At 70.4% G+C, this 24,965-nt stretch carries 21 protein-coding genes; 10 read left to right on the forward strand and 11 right to left on the reverse strand.

Annotation, left to right across the window (positions count from 1 at the left end; all coding sequences use genetic code 11):
• Positions 1-22: 22 nt before the first annotated feature.
• The 3 genes from gnd to dnaA form a co-directional block, all read right to left on the reverse strand.
• Complete coding sequence (gnd, locus tag OHA86_RS18970; RefSeq protein WP_329176922.1) at positions 23-901, reverse strand: phosphogluconate dehydrogenase (NAD(+)-dependent, decarboxylating); 879 nt, start codon at positions 899-901, stop codon at positions 23-25.
• 124 nt (positions 902-1,025) lie between these two features.
• Positions 1,026-2,156: a DNA polymerase III subunit beta gene (dnaN, locus tag OHA86_RS18975; RefSeq protein WP_329176923.1), complete on the reverse strand. Its 1,131-nt coding sequence runs from the start codon at positions 2,154-2,156 to the stop codon at positions 1,026-1,028.
• Between the two features lie 733 nt (positions 2,157-2,889).
• The gene (gene dnaA, locus OHA86_RS18980; protein WP_329176926.1) at positions 2,890-4,713 is read right to left on the reverse strand and encodes a chromosomal replication initiator protein DnaA; all 1,824 of its coding nucleotides are present in this window, start codon (positions 4,711-4,713) and stop codon (positions 2,890-2,892) included.
• 391 nt (positions 4,714-5,104) lie between these two features.
• Here dnaA and rpmH point away from each other — a divergent pair, with 391 nt between their 5' ends.
• From rpmH to OHA86_RS19025, 9 genes are all read left to right on the forward strand, one after another.
• Positions 5,105-5,242, forward strand: a complete 138-nt coding sequence (gene rpmH / locus OHA86_RS18985; RefSeq protein ID WP_030354375.1) for a 50S ribosomal protein L34 — start codon at positions 5,105-5,107, stop codon at positions 5,240-5,242.
• Positions 5,243-5,261: 19 nt separating this feature from the next.
• On the forward strand, positions 5,262-5,660 hold the full coding sequence (gene rnpA / locus OHA86_RS18990; protein ID WP_329176928.1) for a ribonuclease P protein component: 399 nt from the start codon (positions 5,262-5,264) through the stop codon (positions 5,658-5,660).
• Positions 5,657-5,974, forward strand: a complete 318-nt coding sequence (gene yidD / locus OHA86_RS18995; RefSeq protein ID WP_167981854.1) for a membrane protein insertion efficiency factor YidD — start codon at positions 5,657-5,659, stop codon at positions 5,972-5,974. Before rnpA ends, yidD begins: the two co-directional genes overlap by 4 nt.
• A gap of 2 nt (positions 5,975-5,976) precedes the next feature.
• Positions 5,977-7,224, forward strand: coding sequence for a membrane protein insertase YidC (gene yidC, locus OHA86_RS19000; protein ID WP_443071766.1), 1,248 nt, complete (start codon positions 5,977-5,979; stop codon positions 7,222-7,224).
• A gap of 15 nt (positions 7,225-7,239) precedes the next feature.
• Entirely contained in the window at positions 7,240-7,758 is a 519-nt protein-coding gene (locus OHA86_RS19005) for a Jag family protein (protein WP_329176931.1), read from the forward strand.
• 207 nt (positions 7,759-7,965) lie between these two features.
• Positions 7,966-8,709: a 16S rRNA (guanine(527)-N(7))-methyltransferase RsmG gene (gene rsmG, locus OHA86_RS19010; protein ID WP_329176932.1), complete on the forward strand. Its 744-nt coding sequence runs from the start codon at positions 7,966-7,968 to the stop codon at positions 8,707-8,709.
• A gap of 235 nt (positions 8,710-8,944) precedes the next feature.
• Complete coding sequence (locus OHA86_RS19015; protein ID WP_329176934.1) at positions 8,945-10,069, forward strand: AAA family ATPase; 1,125 nt, start codon at positions 8,945-8,947, stop codon at positions 10,067-10,069.
• Positions 10,066-11,160, forward strand: a complete 1,095-nt coding sequence (locus tag OHA86_RS19020) for a ParB/RepB/Spo0J family partition protein (RefSeq protein WP_329176936.1) — start codon at positions 10,066-10,068, stop codon at positions 11,158-11,160. The genes OHA86_RS19015 and OHA86_RS19020 overlap by 4 nt, the downstream gene beginning before the upstream one ends.
• 75 nt (positions 11,161-11,235) lie before the next feature.
• A complete protein-coding gene (locus OHA86_RS19025; RefSeq protein ID WP_329176937.1) occupies positions 11,236-11,853 on the forward strand; it encodes a GNAT family N-acetyltransferase in 618 nt (205 codons plus the stop codon).
• 89 nt (positions 11,854-11,942) lie between these two features.
• Here the strand turns inward: OHA86_RS19025 and trxA are convergent, their stop codons facing one another.
• The 7 genes from trxA to OHA86_RS19060 form a co-directional block, all read right to left on the reverse strand.
• Positions 11,943-12,272 (reverse strand): thioredoxin, encoded by a 330-nt coding sequence (gene trxA / locus OHA86_RS19030; protein ID WP_329176938.1) that lies wholly within the window; start codon positions 12,270-12,272, stop codon positions 11,943-11,945.
• Between the two features lie 43 nt (positions 12,273-12,315).
• Positions 12,316-13,266, reverse strand: a complete 951-nt coding sequence (gene trxB, locus OHA86_RS19035; protein ID WP_329176940.1) for a thioredoxin-disulfide reductase — start codon at positions 13,264-13,266, stop codon at positions 12,316-12,318.
• 144 nt (positions 13,267-13,410) lie between these two features.
• On the reverse strand, positions 13,411-14,307 hold the full coding sequence (locus OHA86_RS19040) for an anti-sigma factor family protein (RefSeq protein WP_329176942.1): 897 nt from the start codon (positions 14,305-14,307) through the stop codon (positions 13,411-13,413).
• Positions 14,304-14,978: an RNA polymerase sigma factor SigM gene (gene sigM, locus OHA86_RS19045; RefSeq protein WP_329176944.1), complete on the reverse strand. Its 675-nt coding sequence runs from the start codon at positions 14,976-14,978 to the stop codon at positions 14,304-14,306. Before sigM ends, OHA86_RS19040 begins: the two co-directional genes overlap by 4 nt.
• 43 nt (positions 14,979-15,021) lie before the next feature.
• Positions 15,022-16,974: a serine/threonine protein kinase gene (locus OHA86_RS19050; protein WP_329176946.1), complete on the reverse strand. Its 1,953-nt coding sequence runs from the start codon at positions 16,972-16,974 to the stop codon at positions 15,022-15,024.
• A gap of 140 nt (positions 16,975-17,114) precedes the next feature.
• On the reverse strand, positions 17,115-19,592 hold the full coding sequence (murJ, locus tag OHA86_RS19055) for a murein biosynthesis integral membrane protein MurJ (RefSeq protein WP_329176948.1): 2,478 nt from the start codon (positions 19,590-19,592) through the stop codon (positions 17,115-17,117).
• Positions 19,593-19,618: 26 nt separating this feature from the next.
• Positions 19,619-21,973: a DUF6049 family protein gene (locus OHA86_RS19060; RefSeq protein WP_329176950.1), complete on the reverse strand. Its 2,355-nt coding sequence runs from the start codon at positions 21,971-21,973 to the stop codon at positions 19,619-19,621.
• Positions 21,974-22,149: 176 nt separating this feature from the next.
• Between OHA86_RS19060 and OHA86_RS19065 the strand changes: the two genes are divergently transcribed.
• A complete protein-coding gene (locus OHA86_RS19065) occupies positions 22,150-23,616 on the forward strand; it encodes a CCA tRNA nucleotidyltransferase (RefSeq protein WP_329176952.1) in 1,467 nt (488 codons plus the stop codon).
• A gap of 38 nt (positions 23,617-23,654) precedes the next feature.
• Here OHA86_RS19065 and OHA86_RS19070 read toward each other — a convergent pair whose 3' ends face one another.
• Complete coding sequence (locus OHA86_RS19070; RefSeq protein ID WP_329176953.1) at positions 23,655-24,962, reverse strand: MFS transporter; 1,308 nt, start codon at positions 24,960-24,962, stop codon at positions 23,655-23,657.
• Positions 24,963-24,965 lie beyond the last annotated feature (3 nt).

The following is a 24,965-nucleotide window of genomic DNA, read 5'->3' on the forward strand; positions in this document are numbered from 1 at the left end:
CTTGCTGTGTGGTGCGGGCCGCCTACTCGGCGGCAGTGACCGCGTGGCCGCCGAATTCGTTGCGGAGCGCGGCGATCATCTTCATCTGGGGCGAGTCGTCCTGGCGGGAGGCGAAACGGGCGAAGAGCGAGGCGGTGATCGCCGGCAGCGGCACCGCGTTGTCGATCGCGGCCTCCACCGTCCAGCGGCCCTCGCCCGAGTCGTCGGCGTAACCGCGCAGGGCGCCCAGGTGCTCGTCCTTGTCGAGGGCGTCCACGGCCAGGTCGAGCAGCCAGGAGCGGATGACCGTGCCGGACTTCCAGGAGCGGAAGACCTCACGGACGTCGGTGACCGAGTCCACCGCCTCGAGCAGTTCCCAGCCCTCGGCGTAGGCCTGCATCATCGCGTACTCGATGCCGTTGTGGACCATCTTCGCGAAGTGGCCCGCGCCGACCCGGCCCGCGTGGACCGCGCCGGCGTCCCCCTCGGGCTTGAGCGCGTCGAAGATCGGCTGCGCCTTGGCGACGTCCTCGTCCTTGCCGCCGTACATCAGCGCGTAGCCGTTGGCCAGGCCCCAGACGCCGCCGGAGACACCGCAGTCCACGAAGCCGATGCCCTTGGCCGCCAGCTGCTCGGCGTGCTTCTCGTCGTCCGTCCAGCGGGAATTGCCGCCGTCGACCACCAGGTCGCCGGGGGACAGCAGCTCGCCCAGCTCGTCCACGGTGGACTGGGTCGCGGCGCCGGCCGGCACCATCACCCACACCACACGCGGCCCCTTGAGCGAGTCCACCAGCTCCTTGAGGCCGTGGACGTCGGCGAGATCCGGGTTGCGGTCGTAGCCGATGACGGTGTGGCCTGCGCGGCGGATGCGCTCGCGCATGTTGCCGCCCATCTTGCCGAGACCGATGAGACCGAGCTCCATCACACATCCTTCGTTCGAAGCGTCGCGGGCGCCCGGGGTGTGCGGTGGACGCCGGCTGCTGCCTGACCCTGAACCTGACCTGAGGATGAGCCTACGTCGGCCGCACCGGGCGCCGCGGGCGGGCTCAGCCTGACAGCCGCACCGGCATGATCAGGTACTTGTACGCCTCGTCGGGCTCGGCATCGACGGCCGCCCGGCCGCTGAGCAGCGCCGGCTTGGTGGAGGTGGTGAACGACAGCTGCGCGGCGGGGGAGTCGATCGCGCTCAGCCCGTCCAGCAGGAAGGTCGGGTTGAAGGCGATCGAGATGTCGTCGCCCTCCAGCTTGGCGTCGACCCTCTCCACAGCCTGTGCGTCGTCGCTGGAGCCGGCCTCCAGGGTGAGCACGCCCTGCTCGAAGCTCAGCCGCACCGGGGTGTTGCGCTCGGCGACCAGGGCGACGCGCTTGACCGCCTCGACGAAGGGCGCGGTCTCGATCACCGCGACGGAGGCGAACTCGGTCGGGAAGAGCGTGCGGTACTTGGGCAGGTCGCCTTCGAGCAGCCGGGTCGTCGTACGCCGTCCGGCGCCCTCGAAGCCGATCAGGCCCTCGCCCGCGCCGGAGCCGGCCAAGGCGATGGAGACGGTGTCGCCGCTGGTGAGCGACTTGGCGGTGTCCTGGAGGGTCTTGGCGGGCACCAGGGCGACGGCGGAGATGTCGGACTGCTCGGGCTTCCACAGGAATTCGCGGACCGCGAAGCGGTAGCGGTCGGTGGCGGCCAGCGTCACCGTGTCGCCCTCGATCTCGATCCGCACACCGGTCAGCACCGGCAGGGTGTCGTCGCGGCCGGCCGCGATGGCGACCTGGCTGGCGGCGGCGGCGAAGACCTCACCGGGGACGGTGCCGGACACGACGGGCATCGCGGGCAGCGCCGGATACTCCTCGACCGGCAGGGTGTGCAGCGTGAAGCGGGAGCTGCCGCAGACGACGGTCACGCGGACGCCGTCGGTGGAGATCTCCACCGGGCGATTGGGCAGCGCCCGGGAAATGTCGGCGAGCAGCCGGCCGGACACCAGGACGGTGCCCTCCTCGTCCACCTCGGCCTCGACGGCGACCCGGGCCGAGACCTCGTAGTCGAACCCGGACAGGCTCAGGTGGCCGTCCTCGGCCTTGAGCAGCAGTCCGGCGAGCACCGGCACCGGGGGGCGGGCCGGAAGGCTGCGGGCTGCCCAAGCCACTGCCTCGGCGAGTACGTCGCGCTCCACCCGGATCTTCACCGGAACCGCCTCCTGCTTGTTGCCAGCTGTCGGGGAACAGTCTGACGCACAGGACTGTCACTCGGAGCGGCTTGGCGTCAAGCGGCGACACGGGCTGCCGGGCGGCGAGGGCCGAGTTGTGCACAGGACCCGCTTCGAAGCAGTTTCCCCCTTCTCTACGTGTAGTCGTAGTAGTAGGGGTTGTGGATACCGTGGATAACCTGTTCCCGCGCAGGTCAGGCCCTGTTTTTTATCCCCAGAGCCTGTGGGCGGCGCCGGTGGACAACCGGGGTGCCCTGTGGACGGCGAAAAGTTGTGCACACCCCATGCACAGGTGACCGGGGGTTGTCCCCAGCTCCATCCCCAGAAATACCCAGGTTCTCCCCAGGCCAATCCACCACGTTGGTGTGACGGCTTTCACTCTCCGGGGGGACGGACCGCATTTCGTTGCCGAACAGTGGACAAAGGTGTGGAGAAGTGGCTCCAGGCTGTGCACAACCGGCCCTGGCCTGTGGGCGAGCGGTGGACAACCGGTCGGGGACCACTGTGGACAACCAGTCTGTCCACAGTCTGTGGATGCCGGTTACCCACATATCCACACCCCGCTGAGCTGCCCGGACGCTGGGCCGGCCGCCCCGCCTGTGGAGAGTATCGGGACAACTCCGGTGTCCCCAGGGTGTGGAAAGCAAAATCGCCGCGGTCCTGTGGACAACAGGACCGCGGCGGCGGGTAATCGAACAGGGGGCGGCCCGCGTCAGCTCTTGATGCGGTTGGTCAGCTCGGTCACCTGGTTGTAGATCGAGCGCCGTTCCGCCATCAGCGAGCGGATCTTCCGGTCGGCGTGCATCACCGTGGTGTGGTCGCGGCCGCCGAAGAGGGCACCGATCTTCGGCAGCGACAGGTCGGTCAGCTCCCGGCACAGATACATGGCGATCTGCCGGGCGGTGACCAGCACCCGGCTGCGCGAGGAGCCGGACAGGTCGTCCACCGCGAGCCCGAAGTAGGCCGCGGTCTCCGCCATGATCGCCGTACCGCTGATCTCCGGCACCGAGTCCTCGCCGCCCGGGATCAGGTCCTTGAGCACGATCTCGGTGAGCTGCAGGTCCACCGGCTGCCGGTTGAGGCTCGCGAAGGCGGTGACCCGGATCAGGGCGCCCTCCAGCTCCCGGATGTTGCGGGAGATCCGGGACGCGATGAATTCCAGCACCTCGGGCGGCGCGTTCAGCTGCTCCTGCACCGCCTTCTTGCGCAGGATCGCGATCCGGGTCTCCAGCTCGGGCGGCTGGACGTCGGTGATCAGGCCCCACTCGAAGCGGTTGCGCAGCCGGTCCTCCAGGGTGACCAGCTGCTTGGGCGGCCGGTCCGAGGACAGCACGATCTGCTTGTTGGCGTTGTGCAGCGTGTTGAAGGTGTGGAAGAACTCCTCCTGTGTCGACTCCTTGCTCGCCAGGAACTGGATGTCGTCGACCAGCAGGATGTCCATGTCCCGGTACCGCTTGCGGAACGCGTCCGCCTTGCCGTCCCGGATGGAGTTGATGAACTCGTTGGTGAATTCCTCCGAGCTGACGTACCTGACCCGGGTGCCGGGGTAGAGGCTCCGCGCGTAGTGCCCGATCGCGTGCAGCAGGTGCGTCTTGCCCAGACCGGACTCGCCGTAGATGAACAGCGGGTTGTACGCCTTGGCCGGCGCCTCGGCCACCGCGACCGCGGCGGCGTGCGCGAAGCGGTTGGAGGCGCCGATCACGAAGGTGTCGAAGAGGTACTTCGGATTGAGGCGGGCGGTGGGCTCCACGGCCCCGCCGCTGCCGCCCGTACCGCCGCCTCCCGCGCCGCCGGGGACCGCGGAGGACCGCTCGGGGCGGGCGGCCGGCGGCTGCGCCTGCTGCGGCGGGTAGCCGCCCCCGGGGCCGGGTCCGTACGGCCGGTCGCCGGGGTGCCCCTGGTGCGGTACGGCCGGGTAGCCGCCGTCGAGGCGGTCGCTGCGGTAGCGGTCCCGGTCCCCGCGCGGGTCGCGGTGATCGCGGTCGTCCCGGTGGTCGCGCGGATCACGGATGTCGCGGCCGTCCCGGGCCTCGGGGTACGGGTCCTGCCTGCGGTCCTGGAATCCGCCGCCGGAGGGCACCCCCCAGTTGCCGAGCCCGGGCTGCTGCCATCCGTCGTCGGACGTACGCGGCGGCCAGCCGTCCGTACCGCCGTCCGGCTGATCCTGGTAGCCCCGGCGCATCCGCGGCGCCTCGTCGTACGGGTCGGCCCCGCCCTGCGGCTGCTCGGGCAGCGCCGGCGGCGGCGCGGACTGGTCCTGCTCGCCGCCGGAGGCCACGGCGATGGCGATCCCGACGGTGTGACCGAACTCATGGCTGAGCACATCCGTGATCAGCTGCTTGAGCTGCTGGCCCTCGAGGATCTTCTTGGCGTACTCGTTCGGCGCCGAGAGCACGGCGGTCCCGGCCACCAGCGCCAGCGGCTGGATGCGCCGGAGCCACTCCGCGTGGGTGGGCTTGAGGTCCTCGCTGTCCATCAGGAGCTTCTGGAGCACTTGCGGCCACACTGCGGCAAGATCGGCAGATACGTCAGCCACAGGGCACGCTCTCTCGGTTGCATAGTTGCGTAGGTGGTGCGGCGAACTCCTGCGGACGTGTGGACCTCGGCAGGGTCGGGAAGAGTACGGAGTTCAGCCACGGTAATCAGCGCGGCCTGCGTGGTTCAAGTCGTTGTCCACAGGCTGTGTACAAATGGCGGGGCCGCGCCGTCGGGTTTGACCGGATGGCCTAGCCGCACGTACCGTATCGAGGTCGAGTTGTCGATGGCTGCTGCCGCCTGCCTACCGATGGGCGAGGGTCTTCCGAAGCGTTGAACCGCTGCCAGGAGATCGTCAAGCGGTGCACCCGTTTGGTCCGCGAGCTTTTCGTGGGCGCACGGTGACAGCCAGGCGACGCCCCGCCGGACACGATCTCTCCTGGAGCCCCCGAGTGAGCAAGCGCACCTTCCAGCCGAACAACCGTCGTCGCGCCAAGACCCACGGCTTCCGCCTGCGGATGCGGACCCGTGCCGGCCGCGCGATCCTCGCGACCCGCCGCGGCAAGGGCCGCGCGCGCCTGTCCGCCTGATTGCCACAGGTCTGATGTCGTGCTGCCCACCGAGAATCGGCTGAGGCGGCGCCAGGACTTCGCGACGGCGGTTCGCCGTGGACGCCGGGCGGGCCGCCCGCTGCTGGTCGTCCATCTGCGCCGAGACGCCACCGACCCGCACGTGCCGGGGGGGAGCACTCCCCCGGCACGTGCGGGTTTCGTCGTGAGCAAGGCGGTCGGCGGTTCGGTGCAGCGGAATCAGGTGAAGCGCAGATTGCGTCATCTGGTCCGGGCGCGTCTGTCGCTGCTGCCCCCCGGTAGCCTGGTAGTGGTACGCGCGCTTCCCGGAGCCGGGAACGCGGACCATGCACAGCTGGCCCTCGACCTGGACGCCGCACTGCAGCGGCTGCTGGGCCGTGACACCCATGGCGACGCCGAGGGGAGGGTGGCTCAATGAAATACCCGCTGCTGGCACTGATCAAGCTGTACCAGTGGACGATCAGTCCACTGCTCGGCCCGGTCTGCCGGTATTACCCGTCGTGCTCCCACTACGGGTACACCGCCATCGACCGGCATGGCGCGATCAAGGGCACCGCCCTTACCGCGTGGCGCATCCTCCGGTGCAACCCCTGGTCGCCCGGCGGAGTGGACCATGTCCCGCCGCGTAAGCGGCCGCCATGGCACGAACTGCTGCGCCGCGCACTGCGGGGCGGCTCCGACGGGCCCGTCACGCCCGAGCCCACCGGACCCTCTCACGCCCAAGGAGCCTGACCGTGGGGATCCTGAACCCCCTATACGACGCAGTGTCGTGGATCATCGTCCAGTTCCACTCGTTCTACAGCCTGATCTTCGACAAGGACAGCGGCTGGGCGTGGGGTCTGTCCATCGTCTCGCTGGTGGTCCTGATCCGGATCTGCCTGATCCCGCTGTTCGTCAAGCAGATCAAGTCCACCCGGAACATGCAGGCGCTCCAGCCGAAGATGAAGGCGATCCAGGAGCGCTACAAGAACGACCGCCAGAAGCAGTCCGAAGAGATGATGAAGCTGTACAAGGAGACGGGCACCAACCCGCTCTCCTCGTGCCTGCCGATTCTGGCGCAGTCCCCGTTCTTCTTCGCGCTCTACCACGTGCTCAGCAACATCGCCAAGGGTCACAAGGTCGGTGTCATCCACGCCGACCTGGTCACCAGCGCGCAGAACGCACACATCTTCGGCGCCCCACTGGCGGCGAAGTTCCTGGACGGTTCCACGAAGGTCCAGGCGCTGGGCGCCACGCTCACCGATGTGCGCCTCGTCACCATCATCATGATCCTCATGATGTCGGCCTCGCAGTTCTACACGCAGCGCCAGCTCATGACGAAGAACGTCGACATGACGGTGAAGACCCCGTTCATGCAGCAGCAGAAGATGCTGATGTACGTCTTCCCGGTCATCTTCGCCGTGATGGGCATCAACTTCCCGGTCGGTGTCCTCATCTACTGGCTGACCACCAACGTGTGGACCATGGGCCAGCAGATGTTCGTGATCTACCGCAACCCCACCCCCGGCAGCCTGGCCTTCCAGCAGCGCCAGGAGCGGCTGCGGGCCAAGGGCAAGCTGGTCGAGGCGCCCGAGGAGGTCGCCGCCAAGGAGGCGGTCGAGGTCGCCCGGGCCAACCGCACCCAGCCCAAGCGGCAGCCGAAGGCCAAGCGCTCCACGGGCGCCGCGGGCGGCCCCGGCTCGCCCCGGGCGGGCGGCTCTGGCAGTTCCGTCGCCGAAGGACCGGACGCCGTCGAGACGGCCGACGCGCCGGACACGGCGAAGGCTGCCGCCGGCGGTGCCAAGCCGGCCACCCCGAAGTCCGGGGGCGCCGCCAAGTCGGGCGGTGCTCCGAGGTCCGGCGGCGGCGGCAAGGGCAGTGGTGGCGCGCCACGGGCCGGTGCCCCGAGGGCGGGCGGTCAGAAGCAGGGCGGCGGCACGCAGGGCAAGCAGCCCGGCGGGGCCAAGGCCAAGCCGACCAACCTGTCGTCGAAGAAGAAGTAAGAGGAGAGTCCAGGCGTGAGCGACGTCAACACCACCACGGCACCCGACAGCGGTTCGTCCGCGACTCTGACCCGGCTGGAACAGGAGGGCGAGATCGCGGCGGACTACCTGGAGGGGCTGCTGGACATCGCCGACCTCGACGGTGACATCGACATGGATGTCGAGGGCGAGCGTGCGTCGGTGTCGATCATCGGCGACACCTCCACCCGGGAGCTGACCAAGCTCGTCGGGCGGGACGGCGAGGTGCTGGAGGCGCTGCAGGAGCTGACCCGGCTCGCGGTGCACCGGGAGACCGGCGAGCGCAGCCGGCTGATGCTGGACATCGCCGGCTTCCGGGCCCGCAAGCGTGCCGAGCTGGCGCAGCTGGGCGCCGAGGCCGCGGCCGAGGCGAAGGAATCCGGGCAGCCGGTGAAGCTGGACCCGATGACGCCGTTCGAGCGCAAGGTCGTGCACGACGCGGTGGCGGCTGCGGGGCTGCGCAGCGAATCCGAAGGCGAGGAGCCCCAGCGCCGGGTGGTCGTCCTGCCGGTCTGACCGGCTGCTCACCCGCGATCGATCGGCCCCGTCTGCTCGCAGGCGGGGCCGAAGCTTGTCAGCCTGGATACGAACGCACGCGCACCACGAACCGCGCACATGACCGAGCACCAGAGCACCAGGGCACCAGAGCGCGAGAACACGAGAGCACGGAGATGGACGCGCGGGCGGCGACGCTCGTGCGAGAACCGAGGAAAGGACAGTCCCGTGACGGAGGCAGCAGCGGAGCTTCCCGCGCCGCCCGAGCAGGCCGGGGCGGTGTTCGGCGACCGGTTCGCCGATGCGCTGCGCTACGCTGAGCTGCTGGCGGATGCCGGGGTGCAACGCGGTCTGATCGGTCCGCGCGAGGTGCCCCGGCTGTGGGAGCGGCATCTGCTGAACTGCGCGGTGCTCTCCGAGGTGATCGACCAGGACGTGTCGGTCTGCGATGTGGGCTCGGGCGCTGGTCTGCCCGGCATCCCGCTGGCCCTGGCCCGGCCGGACCTGGAGATCACCCTGCTGGAACCGCTGCTGCGCCGCACGACCTTCCTGGAGGAGGTGGTACGGCTGCTCGGGCTGGACAACGTGACGGTGGCCCGTGGCCGCGCCGAGGAGATGCTGGGCAAGCTGCCGCCGGTGGACGTGGTGACCGCTCGTGCGGTGGCGCCGCTGGAGCGGCTGGCCGGCTGGGGGCTGCCGCTGCTGCGCCCGCACGGTGAGATGGCGGTGCTCAAGGGCGACACCGCCGAGGAAGAGCTGAAATCGGCCCGAGCCGCCCTCGGCCGGCTCGGCGCGGTGAACGCCTCGGTGATCCACGTGGGCGAGGGCGTGGTCGATCCGCTGTCCACGGTGGTCCGGGTACTGGTCGGGGAGAGCCCCGGCGGGGTCCGTGCGGCCACCCGGCGGGCGAAGGCGGCCCGGGCCAGCCGGACGCCGCGCGGCGGCAGCAGCGCGGGGCGCCGACGCCGCTGACCGGTGGGCCGGAAACGGCCAAAACGGCACAATACGGAGTGTCTGCCGGAATACCGGCGTGGCGCGGCGCATCGTGTTCCACGTGAAACGTCGCTCACTGCTGCCAGGAGTCCTCAGCCGTGGCCGCGCCGCGGCCGAGGCGCGCGCCAACAAACCGACCAAGGTCAATTCGGCTGTGGATAACCGGGATTTATCCACAGCCGGCCGGGGCTCGCTGGTTCAGCACCCCTCGGGCATGGCAGGCTCTCCTCATAGCGAGCCTGAAGTCGAGGAGAGTGAGTCCTTGCGGTCCGACGCCAACATCGCGGGGCCGATGGCCGACCCGGTCCCCGGTCCCCGCTCAGCTGAATCAGCCCGGGGTCCACTTTCCGTGCCCCCGGGGTTCGGGAGCGATGTTTCACGTGAAACATTGCCTCCCATGGACGACACCCCGATCGGCCGCGCTGCCCAGATGGCCGTCGAGGCGCTGAACCGCACCGGCGAGGGGTTGCCCAGGCCGGCACAGACCCGCGTGATGGTGGTCGCCAACCAGAAGGGCGGGGTCGGCAAGACCACGACCACGGTGAATCTGGCGGCCTCCCTGGCACTGCACGGCGCCCGCGTGCTGGTGATCGACCTCGACCCGCAGGGCAATGCCTCGACGGCACTGGGGATCGACCACCACTCCGAGGTGCCGTCGATCTACGACGTGCTGGTGGAGAGCAAGCCGCTGTCCGACGTGGTGCTGCCGGTGGTCGATGTGGAGGGGCTGTTCTGTGCCCCGGCCACCATCGACCTGGCCGGTGCCGAGATCGAGCTGGTCTCGCTGGTGGCCCGGGAGAGCCGGCTGCTGCGGGCCATCGAGTCGTACGAGCAGCCGCTGGACTATGTCCTGATCGACTGCCCGCCCTCGCTCGGCCTTCTCACCGTCAACGCCCTGGTGGCCGGCGCTGAGGTGGTCATCCCGATCCAGTGCGAGTATTACGCGCTGGAGGGCCTGGGCCAGCTGCTGAAGAACGTGGACCTGGTCCGCGCCCACCTCAACCCGAAGCTGCACGTGTCCACCATCCTGCTGACGATGTACGACGGCAGGACCCGGCTGGCCTCCCAGGTGGCGGAGGAAGTGCGCACCCACTTCGGCAAGGAGGTGCTGCGCACCAGCATCCCGCGGTCGGTACGCATCTCCGAGGCGCCCAGCTACGGCCAGACCGTATTGACGTATGACCCGGGCTCCAGTGGCGCGCTGTCGTATCTGGAGGCCGCCCGGGAGATGGCGCTGCGTGGCGCGTCCGGTGAGATGGCCGTCGAGTACGACCCGCAGCCGCAGGGCGAACAGCACAACGAGCAGCACCCGCACAGCATGTCGGAGGGGATCCAGTGAGTGATCGACGCAGAGGGCTCGGCCGTGGTCTCGGCGCGCTGATCCCGGCCGCGCCGCAGGGAAGCAGTTCAACGTCGGGGACCGCGCCGGTCCTGGTGCCGGACCGCGGGGTCGCGGCGGCCAAGGTGGCGGGGCTGGTCGACCGCCGGCCGTCGGAGTCGGCTCCGCCGACGGTGGACATCCCTGTTTCACGTGAAACAGAACCGGATCTCTCGTCGTCGCGAGTTCCGGTCGCAGGGGCCTATTTCGCCGAGCTGGAGCTCGACGCGATCACCCCCAACCCGCGGCAGCCGCGCGAGGTGTTCGACGAGGACGCGCTCAACGAGCTGATCACCTCGATCAAAGAGGTCGGCCTGCTCCAACCGGTAGTGGTACGGCAGATCAGCGCGGACCGCTTCGAGCTGATCATGGGCGAACGCCGCTGGCGGGCCTGCCGGGAGGCCGGCCTGGAGCGGATTCCGGCGATCGTCCGGGCCACCGAGGACGAGAAGCTGCTGCTGGACGCCCTCCTGGAGAATCTGCACCGGGCGCAGCTGAACCCGCTGGAGGAAGCGGCGGCCTACGACCAGTTGCTGCGGGACTTCTCCTGCACGCATGAGCAGCTGGCCGACCGGATCGGTCGGTCCCGTTCGCAGGTCTCCAACACCCTGCGGCTGCTCAAGCTGTCGGCTCCGGTGCAGCGCCGGGTCGCCGCCGGGGTGATCTCCTTCGGGCACGCCCGGGCGCTGCTCTCGCTGGTGGACACCGACGACCAGGACAAGCTGGCGCTCCGGATCGTCGCCGAGGAACTGTCGGTCCGCACGGTCGAAGAGATCGTGAAGCTGATGAACAGCGAGCCGAAGAACGCCAGGAAGTCGGCGTCGCCGCGCGCGGGCCGCCGGGTGTCCCCGGCGCTCTCCCACCTCGCCACCCGGCTCTCCGACCGTTTCGACACCCGGGTGAAGGTCGACCTGGGCCAGAAACGGGGCAAGATCGTCGTGGAGTTCGCCTCGATAGAGGATCTGGAGCGGATCCTCGGGGCGATGGCACCGGGCGAGGGCAAGGTGCTGGAGAACCGGCTGGACGACGAGGCCGAGGACGACGACGAGTGACACCGTGGCACCCCGGTGGTGAACACCGGGGTGCCATCGCAGTTCAGTCCGCCACAGGAATGGGGTCCTTGGCACATGGGTCGTCGGCTTGTACCGCTCACTCTGGACAACCTTCCGGACCTTCCCCGACCTTGCCGGCGCTGCGTCTTCTGGGAGCTGGACCCGGTGAGCGGTGAGGCCGCGGTCCAGGCGGGCAAGCCCGAGCTGGAGAAGGAGGCCTGGATCTCCGCGGCGCTGCTGGAGTGGGGCTCCTGCGGCCGGGTGGTCTACGTCGACGAGGTCCCCGCGGGATTCGTGCTCTACGCCCCTGCCGCCTATGTGCCGCGGTCACTGGCCTTCCCGACCAGCCCGGTGTCGGCGGACGCCGTGCAGCTGATGACCGGCCGGGTGCTGCCCGGCTATCAGGGCCAGGGCATCGGACGCGTGTTGGTGCAGACGGTCGCCAAGGACCTGGTCCGGCGGGGCTTCAAGGCGATCGAGGCGTTCGGCGACGCCAAATGGTCCGCGCCTTCCTGTGTGCTGCCGGCCGATCATCTGCTGGCCGTCGGCTTCAAGACGGTCCGCCCGCACCCGCGGTATCCCCGGCTGCGGCTGGAACTGCGCTCGACGATCTCCTGGAAGGAGGACGTCGAGCTGGCCATCGACCGGCTGCTGGGGGCCGTCCAGAAGGAGCCGGCCCTCCGCCCGCTCTGACGTACCCGCGCTCCCGCCCACGATCAGAAAGGGCCGGCTCCCCTCTGGGGGAGCCGGCCCTTCGATGTTCCACGTGGAACAGTGCGTACTCAGCCGATGAAGTCGGACAGGTCGCGGACGAGCGCGGCCTTGGGCTTGGCTCCGACGATCGTCTTCACGACCTCGCCGCCCTTGTAGACGTTGAGGGTCGGGATGGACATCACGCCGTACTTCGCGGCGGTCACCGGGTTCTCGTCGATGTTGAGCTTGACGATGGTGATGTCGTCCTCGTGCTCCGCCGCGATGGCCTCCAGCGACGGGGCGATCTGACGGCAGGGGCCGCACCACTCGGCCCAGAAGTCGACCAGTACGGGCTTGTCGCTGGCCAGGACCTCCTCGGCGAAGGTCGCGTCGGTCACGTGCTTGGTCTTGCCGGCCACGGCAGTCTCCTCAGGTTCGTTACGTGCGGGTGGGGGAAGGGGATCAGACAGCCTTCTCGGCGTCGCTGAGGGACGCCAGGTAGCGTTCGGCGTCCAGAGCGGCGGAGCAGCCGGTGCCGGCCGCGGTGATCGCCTGACGGTAGGTGTGATCCACGACGTCGCCGGCGGCGAAGACACCGGTGAGGCTGGTACGGGTGCTCGGCGCCTGGACGGTGAGGTATCCCTCCGCGTCGAGGTCGAGAACACCCTTGAAGAGCTCGGTCCTGGGGTCGTGGCCGATGGCGATGAACAGCCCGCTGACGGGCAGTTCCGAGGTCTCGCCGGTCTTGGTGTTGCGCAGGGTCAGTCCGGAGAGCTTGCCGTCGCCGTGGATCTCGGACACCTCGCTGTCCCAGACGAAGGAGATCTTCGGGTCGGCGAGGGCGCGGTCCTGCATCGCCTTGGACGCCCGCAGGCTGTCCCGGCGGTGCACGATCTTCACGGACTTGGCGAACCGGGAGAGGAAGGTCGCCTCCTCCATCGCGGTGTCGCCGCCGCCGATGACGGCGATGTCGTGGTCGCGGAAGAAGAAGCCGTCACAGGTGGCGCACCAGGAGACGCCACGGCCGGAGAGCTGGTCCTCGTTGGGCAGGTTGAGCTTCCGGTGCTGCGACCCGGTGGTGACGATGACGGCCTTCGCCCGGTGGACGGTGCCCGCCGAGTCGGTGACGGTCTTGATGTCACCGCTGAAGTCGACCGCGACCACGTCGTCCGGGATCAGCTCGGCGCCGAACCGCTCCGCCTGGGCCCGCATGTTGTCCATCAGGTCCGGGCCGATGATGCCGTCCCGGAAGCCCGGGAAGTTCTCCACCTCGGTGGTGTTCATCAGCGCACCGCCGGCGGTGACCGAGCCCTCGAAGACCAGCGGACTGAGGGATGCGCGTGCCGTGTACAGCGCCGCGGTGTAGCCCGCGGGCCCCGAGCCGATGATGATCACGTTACGGACGTCGCTCACGGGTGTCTTCCTCGTCTCTGCGGACTGCTGTGGGGGTCCGGTCCTGGCTGGACTCTCGTCGTGCCTAACGGATCCTACGGGGCTGGCATTCCCCCGGCGGTGCGCCGCCCCACGCACACCGTGGCGTGCCTCGCGGACGCCTGGTCAGCTCCGCGGGAAGCTGTCCTGGAAGAGCACGCTGCCCGTGACGTCGGCCGTGCACGAGGCGGTCACCACGTAGGCGTCTACCCGGTGGCTGTCGTTTGGATCCGGCAGCACCACAAGATAGGAGTCGGTGCCCTGGAAGGGTTCCCGATCGGCGGCGAGCGGCGGCTGGGTCCGTCCGGTGGCCCGGAGCACACAGGCGGGCACGAAGGCCACGGTGCCGTCGGGCGCGGCGATCCTGGCGTCCCCGTTGGTGCTCAGCATCGGGGAGGTGACCCCGCCGGGGCCGGTCTTGCCGCCCGCTCGGCCGAGCAGCCGGGCCACCTCGGAGGCGACCACGCTGGAACTGCCGCTGTTCTCACCGCCGTCCTGGGAGTTCGTCTTCCGCTGGGCGCTGTCGGCGCTGCTCATGCTGCGGGTGCTGCCGGAGGACGCCAGCTCGTAGACCGCCCCGCCCAGTGCGAGGACGGCCGCCGCCGAGGCCGCGCCGATCAGCAGCGCGCGCCGCTGCCGGCGGCCTCGGCCGGGACCGGTGGGCGCCGAAGGCCGTCCGGCCGGTGCCGATGTTCCACGTGGAACACGCGCCGAGTCGCCGGCGTCCTGCGCCGGGATCGATGTTTCACGTGGAACACGCGGCAGCGCGGAGTCGAGCCGTGCCTCGGCAGCGAGTGCCGCGTCGATCCGCGCGGCGACATCTGCGGGCATCGGCTCCGGCTCCGGCAGGGCGCCCAGCAGTCCGCGGATCTCCTGGAGCGACGCCAGCACCTCGCCGCATTCCTCGCAGGACTCCACGTGGGCGCGGACCGCCGCCACCCGGTCCTCCGGCAGGATGCCTTCGGCCAGGTCGGAGATCTCCATGACCTCGGGATGCGGGTTCTGGCCCGTGGTCGATGTCATCGGTGGTCACCTCCGCCCTGTTCTGTTCCTGCCGGTGGGACGGATGTCCCCTCCGTCCGGTTCCTTCCGCCGCCCGGACCGGCGCGATCGGCGCCGCCGCCGGCCCGTAGATGCGTGAGCAGGGGCAGTAGCCGGGCGCGGCCGCGGGCGCAGCGGCTCTTCACCGTGCCCTCCGGTACGGCGAGCACCGCGGCGGCCTCCGCGACCGGATAGCCCTGCATGTCGACCAGCACCAGTGCGGCCCGCTGTTCGGCGGGCAGAGTGGCCAGGGCCGCGATGAGTTCACGGTGCAGTTCACCACGCTCCGCGGGCGCCTCGGCCGACTCGTGCGGTTCGAGGAGCGCCTCGAAATTCTCCTCGTCGGCGACCGCGGCGGTGCGCCGTGTGGCGGCCCGGCGTGCCCGGTCCAGGCAGGCGTTCACCGTGATGCGGTGCAGCCAGGTGGTGACGGCCGACTGGCCGCGAAAGGTATGTGCGGCCCGGAAGGCGGACACCAGCGCGTCCTGCACCGCGTCAGCGGCCTCCTCGCGGTCGCCCAGCGTCCGAAGGGCGACCGCCCAGAGCCGGTCGCGGTGCCTGCGGACCAGTTCGCCGAAGGCATCCGCCTCGCCCGCCACATGGCGGGCGAGCAGGTCGGCGTCGTCGGCATCGCCGAGCGGTATGCGCTCCACGCCAGACTCCCCCGTCCGCTTCCGTTCAGCCGTGCCGGCCGCTTCAGCCCATGACGCTGATCTCCGAGATCTTGCCACGGAACCTGCCGTCGGAGTCCTTCGGGAGCTTGGTCAGCCAGACCAGCAGATAGCGGCTGGTGACCTGTCCCGCGGGCTTGAGCGTCACGTGCTGTGCGCCGGAGCCCGACGCGACCTTGCTGAAGCCCTCCAGCCGGGTCGGCCGGGTCTTGGTGCCGGAGGGCGCGGCCATCAGCGAGAGATCCGTGTCGCCGAGCACTTCGACGGTGACCGAGCTGACGCGGCGGGGGCTGCCCAGGTCGAGCACCACGCCCACGCCGGGCTTGAGCCCGCCGAGGTCGGCCCGCGCGTACCAGCTCGTCTGCCAGTACGTCCCGGGGTCGTCGTCGTCGACCTTCGTGATGTCCGACGGCGTTTCACTGCCGTCACCGAGCGGATCGAAGTCCTTGACGTCGACGATCCGCAGCGGGGCGACGGGTGCCGGTGCTGGCTGCTTGTTCGGGGTCTGCGAGGTGGACGGCTTGCGCGGGGCATGGTTCTCGCGGGACTTCAGAGCGTCGGCGAGCTGCCAGCTGCCCAGCCCGATCGCGACGATCAGCAGCGCGGACACCGCCCATTTCAGCGCGCTGCCGGTGCGGCCGGGCAGTGCGGGCGGCGGAGCGGTGAGCCGCCCGGTGGCCGGTCCCGCGACGGAGTAGCCGCTCGGCTGCTGCGGCGGCTGCTGGAAGGCGGGCTGCCGGTAGACCGGTGCGGGGTGCTCGGGCGGCCGGATCCGCGGAATGCCCGCGATGGCCTTGGCCAGCTCCTCCGTGGTGGTGCAGGGCGACTCCTCGCGGGACGCCGTCGCGCCGTCGTTGACCAGCGCGCGCATCGCCACGTCGGACATGCCGCGGTGGACGCCCGCCCTCACCTGGTCGGGTGCGACCAGGCCGACGCCCTTGGGCAGCCCGGTGAGGCCGTGGGCGTCCTCCTCGTAAGGCCAGCGCTGGGTGAGGGCGGCGTAGAGCAGTGCGCCGATCGCCTCGGTGTCCTGCCGCTGCGGCCGGTCGGAGTTCAGCCCGCGCAGTGCGGCGGCGACAGCCAGCCCGCGGATGCGGTACTGCCCGGAGCTGGTCCGCAGCACGGCGCCCGGGTCCAGCCGCAGATGTGCCAGTCCTTCGCGGTGGGCGGCGGCCATGCCCTGGGAGACCTGGCTGGCCATCTGGTACGCCTCGTGCGGCTCCAGCGGGCCCGCGGCCAGCAGGTCGGCGAGCGAAACGGCGTCCGGCAGCCACTCGTGGATCACATAGACCAGGTCGTCCTCCTCGACCGCGTCCAGGACCTGGACGAACCGCGGGTCGCCGAGCAGCGCGGCCGAGCGGGCGGCGGCCAGCACCTGGCGCGACCGCGGGTGGTCCGCGGGCAGCAGATGGATGCCGACGGCCCGGCGCAGCTTCTCGTCCACCGCACGCCAGCTGCTGAATCCGTCCACCCGGGTGACGCACTCCGCGAGCTGATAGCGCCGGGCCAGCCGGTGTCCGCTGTGCAGCTCGGGCGCGCTGGGAGCGGACTTGGGCTTCGGCTCGGTGGGCTGCGGCTGTGCGGCCCCGGGTTTTGCGGGCTCGGGCTTTGCGACCCCAGGCTTTGCGGACCCGGGCTTTGCGACTCTGGGCTTTGCGGCCCTGGGCTTCGAGTGCTCGGGCTTCGCCGGTTCGGTGGCGGGGGTCTCGGACGCGGAGGCTTCGGGCTCGGGGCTTTCAGGCTTCGTCGGCCGGGGCTCGGCGGTGATGGTGAGGGTCTGCGCGGTCTTCTCCGCGGCTTCTTCGGTGCTTTTCGTCCCGTTCGCTGCGTCCTGGGGTGGGGTGCCGTCGCCGGCGGTGCCGCTGTCCTGGTCGTCCGTCGTCGTGCCGTCGGGTGTGGCGCCGTCCTGCTGGGCTGCGGGCGGTGCCTCGCCGCCCTCATCGGCCACTCCGACGGCCGCCGTGCTCCGATCCGCCACCGTCGTTCCTGCCTCCCCATCCATTGCGCGATCCCACGTCGAGCCGATGACAATTGTGCCCACAGTCCGGCTGTATGCACGACACGCGGCGGGCCGCGATGGTTGCGCGGCGGCGGCCGGCCGGTGGGCGGAAGTCGTGATCAGCGGCCGAGCCGCCCCCGGACCATGCCGATCATGCCGTTCAGCTCCTGGATCCGCATCCGCTTCGCGATGACCAGGAAGACTCCGCCCAGCAGGACGCCGCCGACCACCAGCGAGGCCAGCGACCCGGTCACCCCGCCGCCCAGCTTCCCGCTGACGATGTAAGCGGCGATCCCGGCGAGGGCGGCGGCCGGGATGCACGCGCCGATCAGCCGGGCGTAGGTGCGGACCACCCGGCGGCCGTCCACGTCGCCGCCCAGGCGGGCCCGCAGCCGCTTGACGGCCACCCCGACGCCGACCGCGTAGGCCAGCCCGTAGGAGAAGGCCATGCCGACCACGGCCCAGCGGGCGGGCAGCGCGACGAAGCACAGGGCGGACGCCGCGGCATTGACGGTGGCCACGATCACGGTGTTGTAGAAGGGAGTGCGGGTGTCCTCGAAGGCGTAGAAGCCGCGGAGGACGACGTACTGCACGGAGTAGGGGATCAGACCGCCGCCGAAGGCCATCAGGATGAAGCCGATGTTGCGGGCGGAGCCCTCGTTGGTGCCGGCGTAGAGCACACCGCACATCGGCACGCCGAGGGCGAGGAAGGCGAAGGCGGCGGGCACGATGGCGACCGCCGAGGTGCGCAGCCCGTAGGAGATGTCGTCGCGGACCGCGTTCATGTCGCCGTCGGCCGCGGCCCGGGAGATCCGCGGCAGCACCGCCGCCATCACCGAGACGGTGATGATGGCCTGCGGCATCTGCCAGAGCAGCAGCGCGTAGTTGTAGCCGGTGATGCCGGTGCCCTGGTAGCCGCTCTTGTCGGCGTTGGCGCCCGCCCAGGTGGCGAGCTGGGTGACCACGATCAGGCCGGCCTGGTTGGCGAGGACGAACAGGAACGTCCACTTGGCCAGCTTGGCGGCCTTGCCCAGGCCGTGGCCGCGCCAGTCGAAGCGCGGCCGGAATTTGAAGCCCGCGTCCCGCAGGTAGGGCAGCATCGCCAGCGACTGCACGACCAGGCCGAGCAGGGTGCCGATGCCGAGCAGCCGGACACCCTCGGGGGTGATCGTGGTGGCGTCCAGCCGGGTGGACCCGTAGGAGCCGTAGACCCAGATGAACATCCCGAAGGTGAAGATCACCACGATGTTGTTCAGGACCGGCGTCCACATCATCGCGCCGAATTTGCCGCGCGCGTTGAGCACCTGGCCCATCACCACATGGACGCCCATGAAGAAGATGGTCGGCATGCAGTAGCGGGCGAAGGCGATGGCCACGTCGTAGGTGTCCGGGTTGTCGGCGATCTTCGCGGACATCAGCCGGACCAGCAGGGGCGCGGCGAGCACGGTGACCGCGACGATGCCGCCGAGCGCCACCATCACCACCGTCAGCAGCCGGTTGGCGTAGGCGCTGCCCCCGTCGTCGTCGTCCTTCATCGCGCGGACCAGCTGGGGCACGAACACCGAGTTGAGGCCGCCGCCGATGGTGAGGATGTAGATCATCGTCGGCAGTACGTTCGCGACCTGGTAGGAGTCGCCGAGGGTGGCCACGCCGATCGCCGCGGCGATCACCAGGGTGCGGACGAAGCCGGTGACGCGGGACACCAGGGTTCCCGCCGCCATCAGGGCACTGGACTTCAGGATGCCGCCGGAGCGGGCGGCGGGCGCGGCCGCTACAGCCGCGGTGGTGCCTGTGGCGGCTGCCGGCGCCGGCCGGAGCGGGCCCGTGGTGGCCGTACCGCCCTGCTGGACGCCTTGCGGCGGCTGCCCGGGCTGCTGGTACCCCTGCGGCGGATACGGCTGCTGCTGGGGCTCCTGGTACGGCTCCTGGTAGGGCTGCTGATACGGGTAGCCGTAGCGCGGATCGGCATAGCGCGGGTCGACGTACTGGGAGTCGGCGTAGTGCGGGTCGGCGTACGGCTCGCCCTGGTAGATGTCCTGGCCGTATCCCGGGTCCTGGTAGACGGGCAGCGAGAATCCCGTCGTCTCGTTGGCCGACGGCACGTGCTGATAGACCGGGTAGCCGCCCTGGCCCCCGTATCCGCCCTGCTGCGGATAGCCGCCCTGGTAGCCCCCGCCCTGCGGCGGGTAGCCCCCTTGCTGCGGATAGCCGGTCTGCTGGCCGTGGCCGTCCTGCTGCGGGTACGGCTGCTGGTAGCCGCCGGGCTGCTGCTGGGAATACTGCTGCTGCTGGTAGCCGGCCTGCTGGCCGCCCTGCTGCTGGTCGCGGAAGAGGTGCGCGTAGGCGTCGTAGTCCTCGCCCTGCTGCGGCTGGGCCGGTTCGGGCGTGCCGATGTACTGCGTCGCCGCGTTGTCGGGGTAGGGCTGCTGTTCGTAGCCGGCCTGCTGCTGTTGCTGCCACTGCGCCGGATCCTGCTGCTGATACGGATCGTAGGCATACGTGTTCTGCAGATAGGGGTCGGCAGGCGCCGGACGCTGCTCGGGCGAGGGAGGCATCTGGCCCGCAGAGTCGCGATCACCGTCATACGGCGCGTTCATCAGTGCCCCACCTTATTGTCCGCCGGCTACCCGTCCACCTTCTCACCTGTTGGTGACGGCTCCCGGCTTTCCTGCCCAGTGTCAGCGGCAGGGTCACCCGGCTGCCCGGGGTCCATGCCGTCGGTCTCGTCCTCGTCGCCGCCGTCGTCGTTCCCGCCGCCGTCGCCGCCTTCATCGTCGTCACCGCCGTCGTCCTCGGCGGTCCGCCGTTTACGTTGACGGTAGATCCGTACGCCCGCCAGCACCAGCAGGAGCAGTCCGGCTCCGATGATCAGCATCACCAGGTCGGTGACCTTGTTGACGTGGACCGCGAAGTCGACGGATTTGCCGTACACCGTCTTGTTGTCGGTGTAGAGGGCCGCGGTGATCCTGACCGAGCCGTTCGCGCTGGCGCTGGTCTGGAACTTCAGGGTACGGGTGTGGCCGCCCTCGATGGCGATCGGCTGGTCGGGGTCCTTGATCTCCAGCCGGATGTTGGCGCCCGAGGTGAGCCGCAGGGTGAGGCCCTTCACCGGCTGGCCCAGCTCGTTCTTCACCGTGACCGGGATGGTGCCGCTGCGGCCCGACAGGGTCAGCGTGGTCTTCTCGATGATGTGCACCGCGCCGATCAGGTCCTGCAGGTAGAAGCCGATCGCGTCGCGGTAGGCCTTCGCGCCCGAAGGGTCGCCGCGCCAGCCGTCGGACATCGACCGCAGCACCGCGTTCCCGAAGGGCACGGTGACCCGGTCCTGCCGGGTGAGGATGACCACGAAGTTGTTCAGGCCGTTCTGGGTCTGCTGGATCTGCCGGAAGGCGGACGTGGGCAGCTCCTGCTTGCGCAGGCTGCCCGGGTAGGCCCTGCTCGACGGCACCTTGTGGTTGGCGCGCGCGTCGGGGTGCGCCTTGGCCGCGTCGTCGAAGCTCAGCGGGGTGGCCCAGGGGGCGACGGCGGTGTCGTGGATCGCCTCGGCCATCGCCGAGGCCTGCGCGACGGTGGGCATCCGCTGCGGGGCGACCACGACGCTGCGCTGCTTCTCCGGCGATTCCAGGGTGATCATCAAGGTCTGCGCGATGAAGTTCTGCACGGCGAGGTCGGCCTTCTGCGGGTCGGCCAGGTCGCCGGTGAAGGCGGTGGACAGCGTCGCGTCGCTGACCACAGCAGTCGTGCCGCCGCCGATCGACCGGGCCGCGTTCGGGGTGTAGCTGAGACCGTCGCCCTCGGCGAAGGTGTCGCTGCGGGCGATGATCCGCTTGGCGCCGCCCGCGCGGGCCACCGACACCACGGACGGGTCGATGGCACCGTCGACGGGCCAGGCCACATCGGCCGTCGGGTTGCCGCCGAGGATGGTCTGCGTGGTGCCCAGCCCGAGGGTGGTGCCGGTCTTGAGGTGGGTGAGGGCGCCCGGCACGCTCTGCCCGTGGTGTGCGAGCGAGGCGATGTCGGTGTCGCCGAAGGGCAGCGCGATCACCTGGTCGCCGGCGACCGCGGTCTTCAGGTCGTTCAGCCACTGCCTGGCGGCGGCGGCGCCGACGCCGGGTGTGGTCTTGGTGACATCGCCGCCGGGACCCGCGACCCGGTATCCCTTGGTCATGAATTCGACGGTGGCGAGCAGATCGGGGTCGACGATCCAGGTCACAGGGAGATTCCTGGCCAGGTCGATCATCGCGCGCAGCCGGCCGCCGGAGGCCAGCTCGGAGGCCAGCTCGTCGTCCATGAAGATCGGGCTCTGCTGGGAGTCGGTGTCGCCGCGCGGCGCGATGTGCGACCGGTCGGTGAGCGGCCACAGATAGGTGATCCTGGTCTGCTTGGTGCCGCTGGTCGCCTCGTCGCCGTACCACGGCAGGAAGGTCCGCGTGATGCCGAGCACGTGCGTGGTGGGGTCGGCCTTCGTCCGGCCGTCCAGCGTCACGCCCAGCTGGTAGACACCGGCGTCGTCCATGTGGAGGGCGCCGACCGGGACGGTGATACTGAAGGGCGCGTGGCCGCCGGCCGGGATGTCCTGCACCGTGCTGGTGTGGCCGTCGATCTCATCGCCGTCCTCCGCGTTGCTGTACCCGGTGCGGGACGCGGCGGTCTTGATGGCGCTACGGGTCTGCAGCGCGCCGTTCCAGGGCACCCGGATGCCGACATGGGCGCCGGTGATGGCGGACTTGCCGTTGTTGGTGAGGCGGCCGGTGAGGGTGACCGTGTCGCCCTTGACCGGGATCCGCGGGGCGATCGTGTCCACCGACACCGCGGCCGTCCGGGAGCCGGTGCCGGCCGCCGCCTGTGAGGGGGCCGCCCCGGCGGCCTGCAGCAGCCCGGTGAGCAGCGTGGCACCGGCCACCAGCGCGACGACCCGTACTGCCCGCCGCCTCGCCGGTGACGGAGGTTTCCCGGGTGACTGTGCCGCCTCGCCCACGCGTTCGCCCGTCCTCGTCGTCTGTGTTGCTGATCGTCTGTCGCCGGTGGTCCATCTGATGTGCGTGCTGGCATGTTAACGATCGGCGCTGTGTCGAAGTGCTGCGGACTGCCTCTTGGTACAACCGGGGAAACCGGTGCGCGGGGGATGCCCGCGGACCCGTACCCTTTTACGTTGTGCCGAATGCCAACAATGCCGCTCAGACCCCGCAGCCCCCGCGAGCCGGGCGGGCCCCTCTCCGGGTCGAACCCGTTGCCGAGGAATTGGGCCACCGCTTCCGCGCCGCCGGGTTCGCACTCGCTCTGGTCGGCGGTTCGGTCCGGGACACCCTGCTGGGCCGGCTGGGCAACGACCTGGACTTCACCACCGACGCCCGCCCCGAGCAGGTGCTCAAGATCCTGCGCCCGTGGGCGGACTCGGTGTGGGAGGTCGGCATCGCCTTCGGCACGGTCGGCGGCATGAAGAAGGCCCAGGACGCCGAGGGCACGGCCCGCAGCTTCCAGATCGAGGTGACCACCTACCGCAGTGAGGCGTACGACCGGACCTCGCGCAAGCCGGCGGTCTCCTACGGCGACACCATCGAGGAGGACCTGGTCCGCCGGGACTTCACGGTGAACTCGATGGCGGTGGCGGTGCCGGAGAACGACTTCATCGACCCCTACGGCGGCTTGGACGACCTCGCGGCCCGGGTGCTGCGCACACCTGCCTCCCCCGAGTCGTCCTTCTCCGACGACCCGCTGCGGATGCTGCGTGCGGCCCGCTTCGCCGCGCAGCTGGACTTCGAGGTCGCGCCCGAGGTGGTGGCGGCGATGACCGCGATGGCCGACCGGATCGACATCGTCTCGGCCGAGCGGGTGCGGGACGAGCTGAACAAACTGGTCCTGTCGGACCACCCGCGCAAGGGGCTGCGGCTGCTGGTCGACACCGGGCTCGCCGACCGGGTGCTGCCCGAACTGTCGGCGCTGCGGCTGGAGCGGGACGAGCACTTCCGCCACAAGGACGTCTACGAGCACACCCTGACGGTGCTGGAGCAGGCCATCGACCTGGAGACCGAGGGGCCCGACCTGGTGCTGCGGCTGGCCGCGCTGCTGCACGACATCGGCAAGCCGAAGACCCGGCGCTTCGAGCCGGACGGACGGGTCTCCTTCCACCACCACGAGATGGTCGGCGCGAAACTGACCAAGGCGCGGATGCTCCAGCTCAAATATCCCAACGAGCTGGTGAAGGACGTCTCCCGGCTGGTCGAGCTGCACCTGCGCTTCCACGGCTACGGCAGCGGCGAATGGACCGACTCGGCCGTGCGCCGCTACGTACGGGACGCCGGGCCGCTGCTGGAGCGGCTGCACAAGCTCACCCGGTCGGACTGCACGACCCGCAACAAGCGCAAGGCGGCGGCGCTGTCCCGGACGTACGACGGCCTGGAGCAGCGGATCGCCGAATTGCAGGAGCAGGAGGAGCTGGATGCGATCCGGCCCGACCTGGACGGCAACCAGATCATGAAGGTGCTGGACATTCCGCCGGGGCCGGCGGTGGGCACGGCGTACCAGTACCTGCTGGAGCTGCGGCTGGAGAACGGCCCGCTGGGCGAGGAGGCCGCGATCACGGCGCTGCACGACTGGTGGGCCGCCCGGTCCGACGGGTGATGTTCCACGTGGAACATCGCACCGCGCGGGTCCCGGCATCAGCCGGTCGGAGTGCCCGCGTGCGATGTTCCACGTGAAACATCGCGCTCCCGGAGCATGCCGACCGCTGTGGCCGCGTAGATCAGCGCCAGCACCACGATCAGCCCGGCCGACCGTCCGTCGGCCGGCAGGACCAGTGCCGCGACCGCCGCGGCGCCGACGAACGCCGCGTTGAAGACGACGTCGTAGAGCGAGAAGACCAGCCCGCGGTAGGCGTCGTCCACCTGTGCCTGGACGACCGTGTCGGTGGCGATCTTGGCGCCCTGGGTGGTGATCCCCAGGGCGAAGGCGGCCAGCATCATCGGGGCGACGGTGAAGGACAGCGCCAGCGGCGGCAGCATCAGCGCCGAGGCGGCCGAACAGGCGGTGATCCAGCCGGAGGTCCCGATCCTGGCGGTGGCCCAGGGAGTGATGAGCGCCGCGACGAGGAAGCCCGCCGCGGACAGGCCCAGGGCCACGCCCAGCAGGCCCAGGCCCGCGTCGGTGTCGGCCGGGTCGGACCAGGCGTAGCGGCAGAGCATCAGCAGCGTCACGGTGAGCGCGCCGAAGCAGAAGCGCATCGCGGTCATCGCGGTCAGGGCGTGGGCGGCTGCCGGGCGCCGCCGCAGATGCCGCAGTCCCGCGTGCAGCCCCTGGGCGGTGCCGGCGATCGCGGCCATGAACTGCGGGCGGACCCGGTCCGGGTCGGGTCCGAGCAGATCGCGGCCCAGGGAGAGCGCGGTCAAGCCCGCGCACAGGTAGAGCAGGGCGCCGAGCAGCACGGTGGCGGCATTGGCGCCGGCCCCCTCGGCGGCGAAGAGGTGCACGACGAAGGCGACGCCGCCGCCCAGGGCGGCCGCGAGGGTGCCCGCGGTCGGCGAGAGCGCGTTGGCCGTCACGAGCCGGTCCCGGTCGACCACCCGGGGCAGCGCCGCGGACAGCCCGGCCAGGACGAAGCGGTTGACCGCGGTCACCGACAGGGCGGACAGGTAGAACAGCCAGTCGGGCACATGCAGCAGGATCAGCCCGGCGGTGCCGCAGGACAGCGCGGCCCGCAGCAGGTTGCAGTACAGCAGCACCTGGCGCCGCCGCCAGCGGTCGAGCAGCACACCGGTGAAGGGGCCCAGCAGCGAGTAGGGCAGCAGCAGGACGGCCATCGCGGACGCGACCGCGCCCGGGGAGGCCTGCTTCTCCGGCGAGAAGACCACGTAGGCGGCCAGCGCGACCTGGAAGACGCCGTCGGAGAGCTGGGACAGCAGACGTACGCCCAGCAGGCGGCGGAAGTCCGGCAGCCGCAGCAGGACGCGAAGATCGCGCAGAAGGCCCATGCG

Source organism: Streptomyces sp. NBC_01477, assembly GCF_036227245.1.
GTDB lineage: Bacteria > Actinomycetota > Actinomycetes > Streptomycetales > Streptomycetaceae > Actinacidiphila.

What these genes read in the sequence shown, in the direction of transcription:
- gnd (WP_329176922.1), bottom strand. Translation starts at nt 901, where the DNA reads ATGGAGCTCGGTCTCATCGGTCTCGGCAAGATGGGCGGCAACATGCGC.
- yidD (WP_167981854.1), top strand. Translation starts at nt 5,657, where the DNA reads ATGAAATACCCGCTGCTGGCACTGATCAAGCTGTACCAGTGGACGATC.
- OHA86_RS19015 (WP_329176934.1), top strand. Translation starts at nt 8,945, where the DNA reads ATGGCAGGCTCTCCTCATAGCGAGCCTGAAGTCGAGGAGAGTGAGTCC.
- OHA86_RS19025 (WP_329176937.1), top strand. Translation starts at nt 11,236, where the DNA reads ATGGGTCGTCGGCTTGTACCGCTCACTCTGGACAACCTTCCGGACCTT.
- OHA86_RS19040 (WP_329176942.1), bottom strand. Translation starts at nt 14,307, where the DNA reads ATGACATCGACCACGGGCCAGAACCCGCATCCCGAGGTCATGGAGATC.
- murJ (WP_329176948.1), bottom strand. Translation starts at nt 19,592, where the DNA reads ATGAACGCGCCGTATGACGGTGATCGCGACTCTGCGGGCCAGATGCCT.
- OHA86_RS19070 (WP_329176953.1), bottom strand. Translation starts at nt 24,962, where the DNA reads ATGGGCCTTCTGCGCGATCTTCGCGTCCTGCTGCGGCTGCCGGACTTC.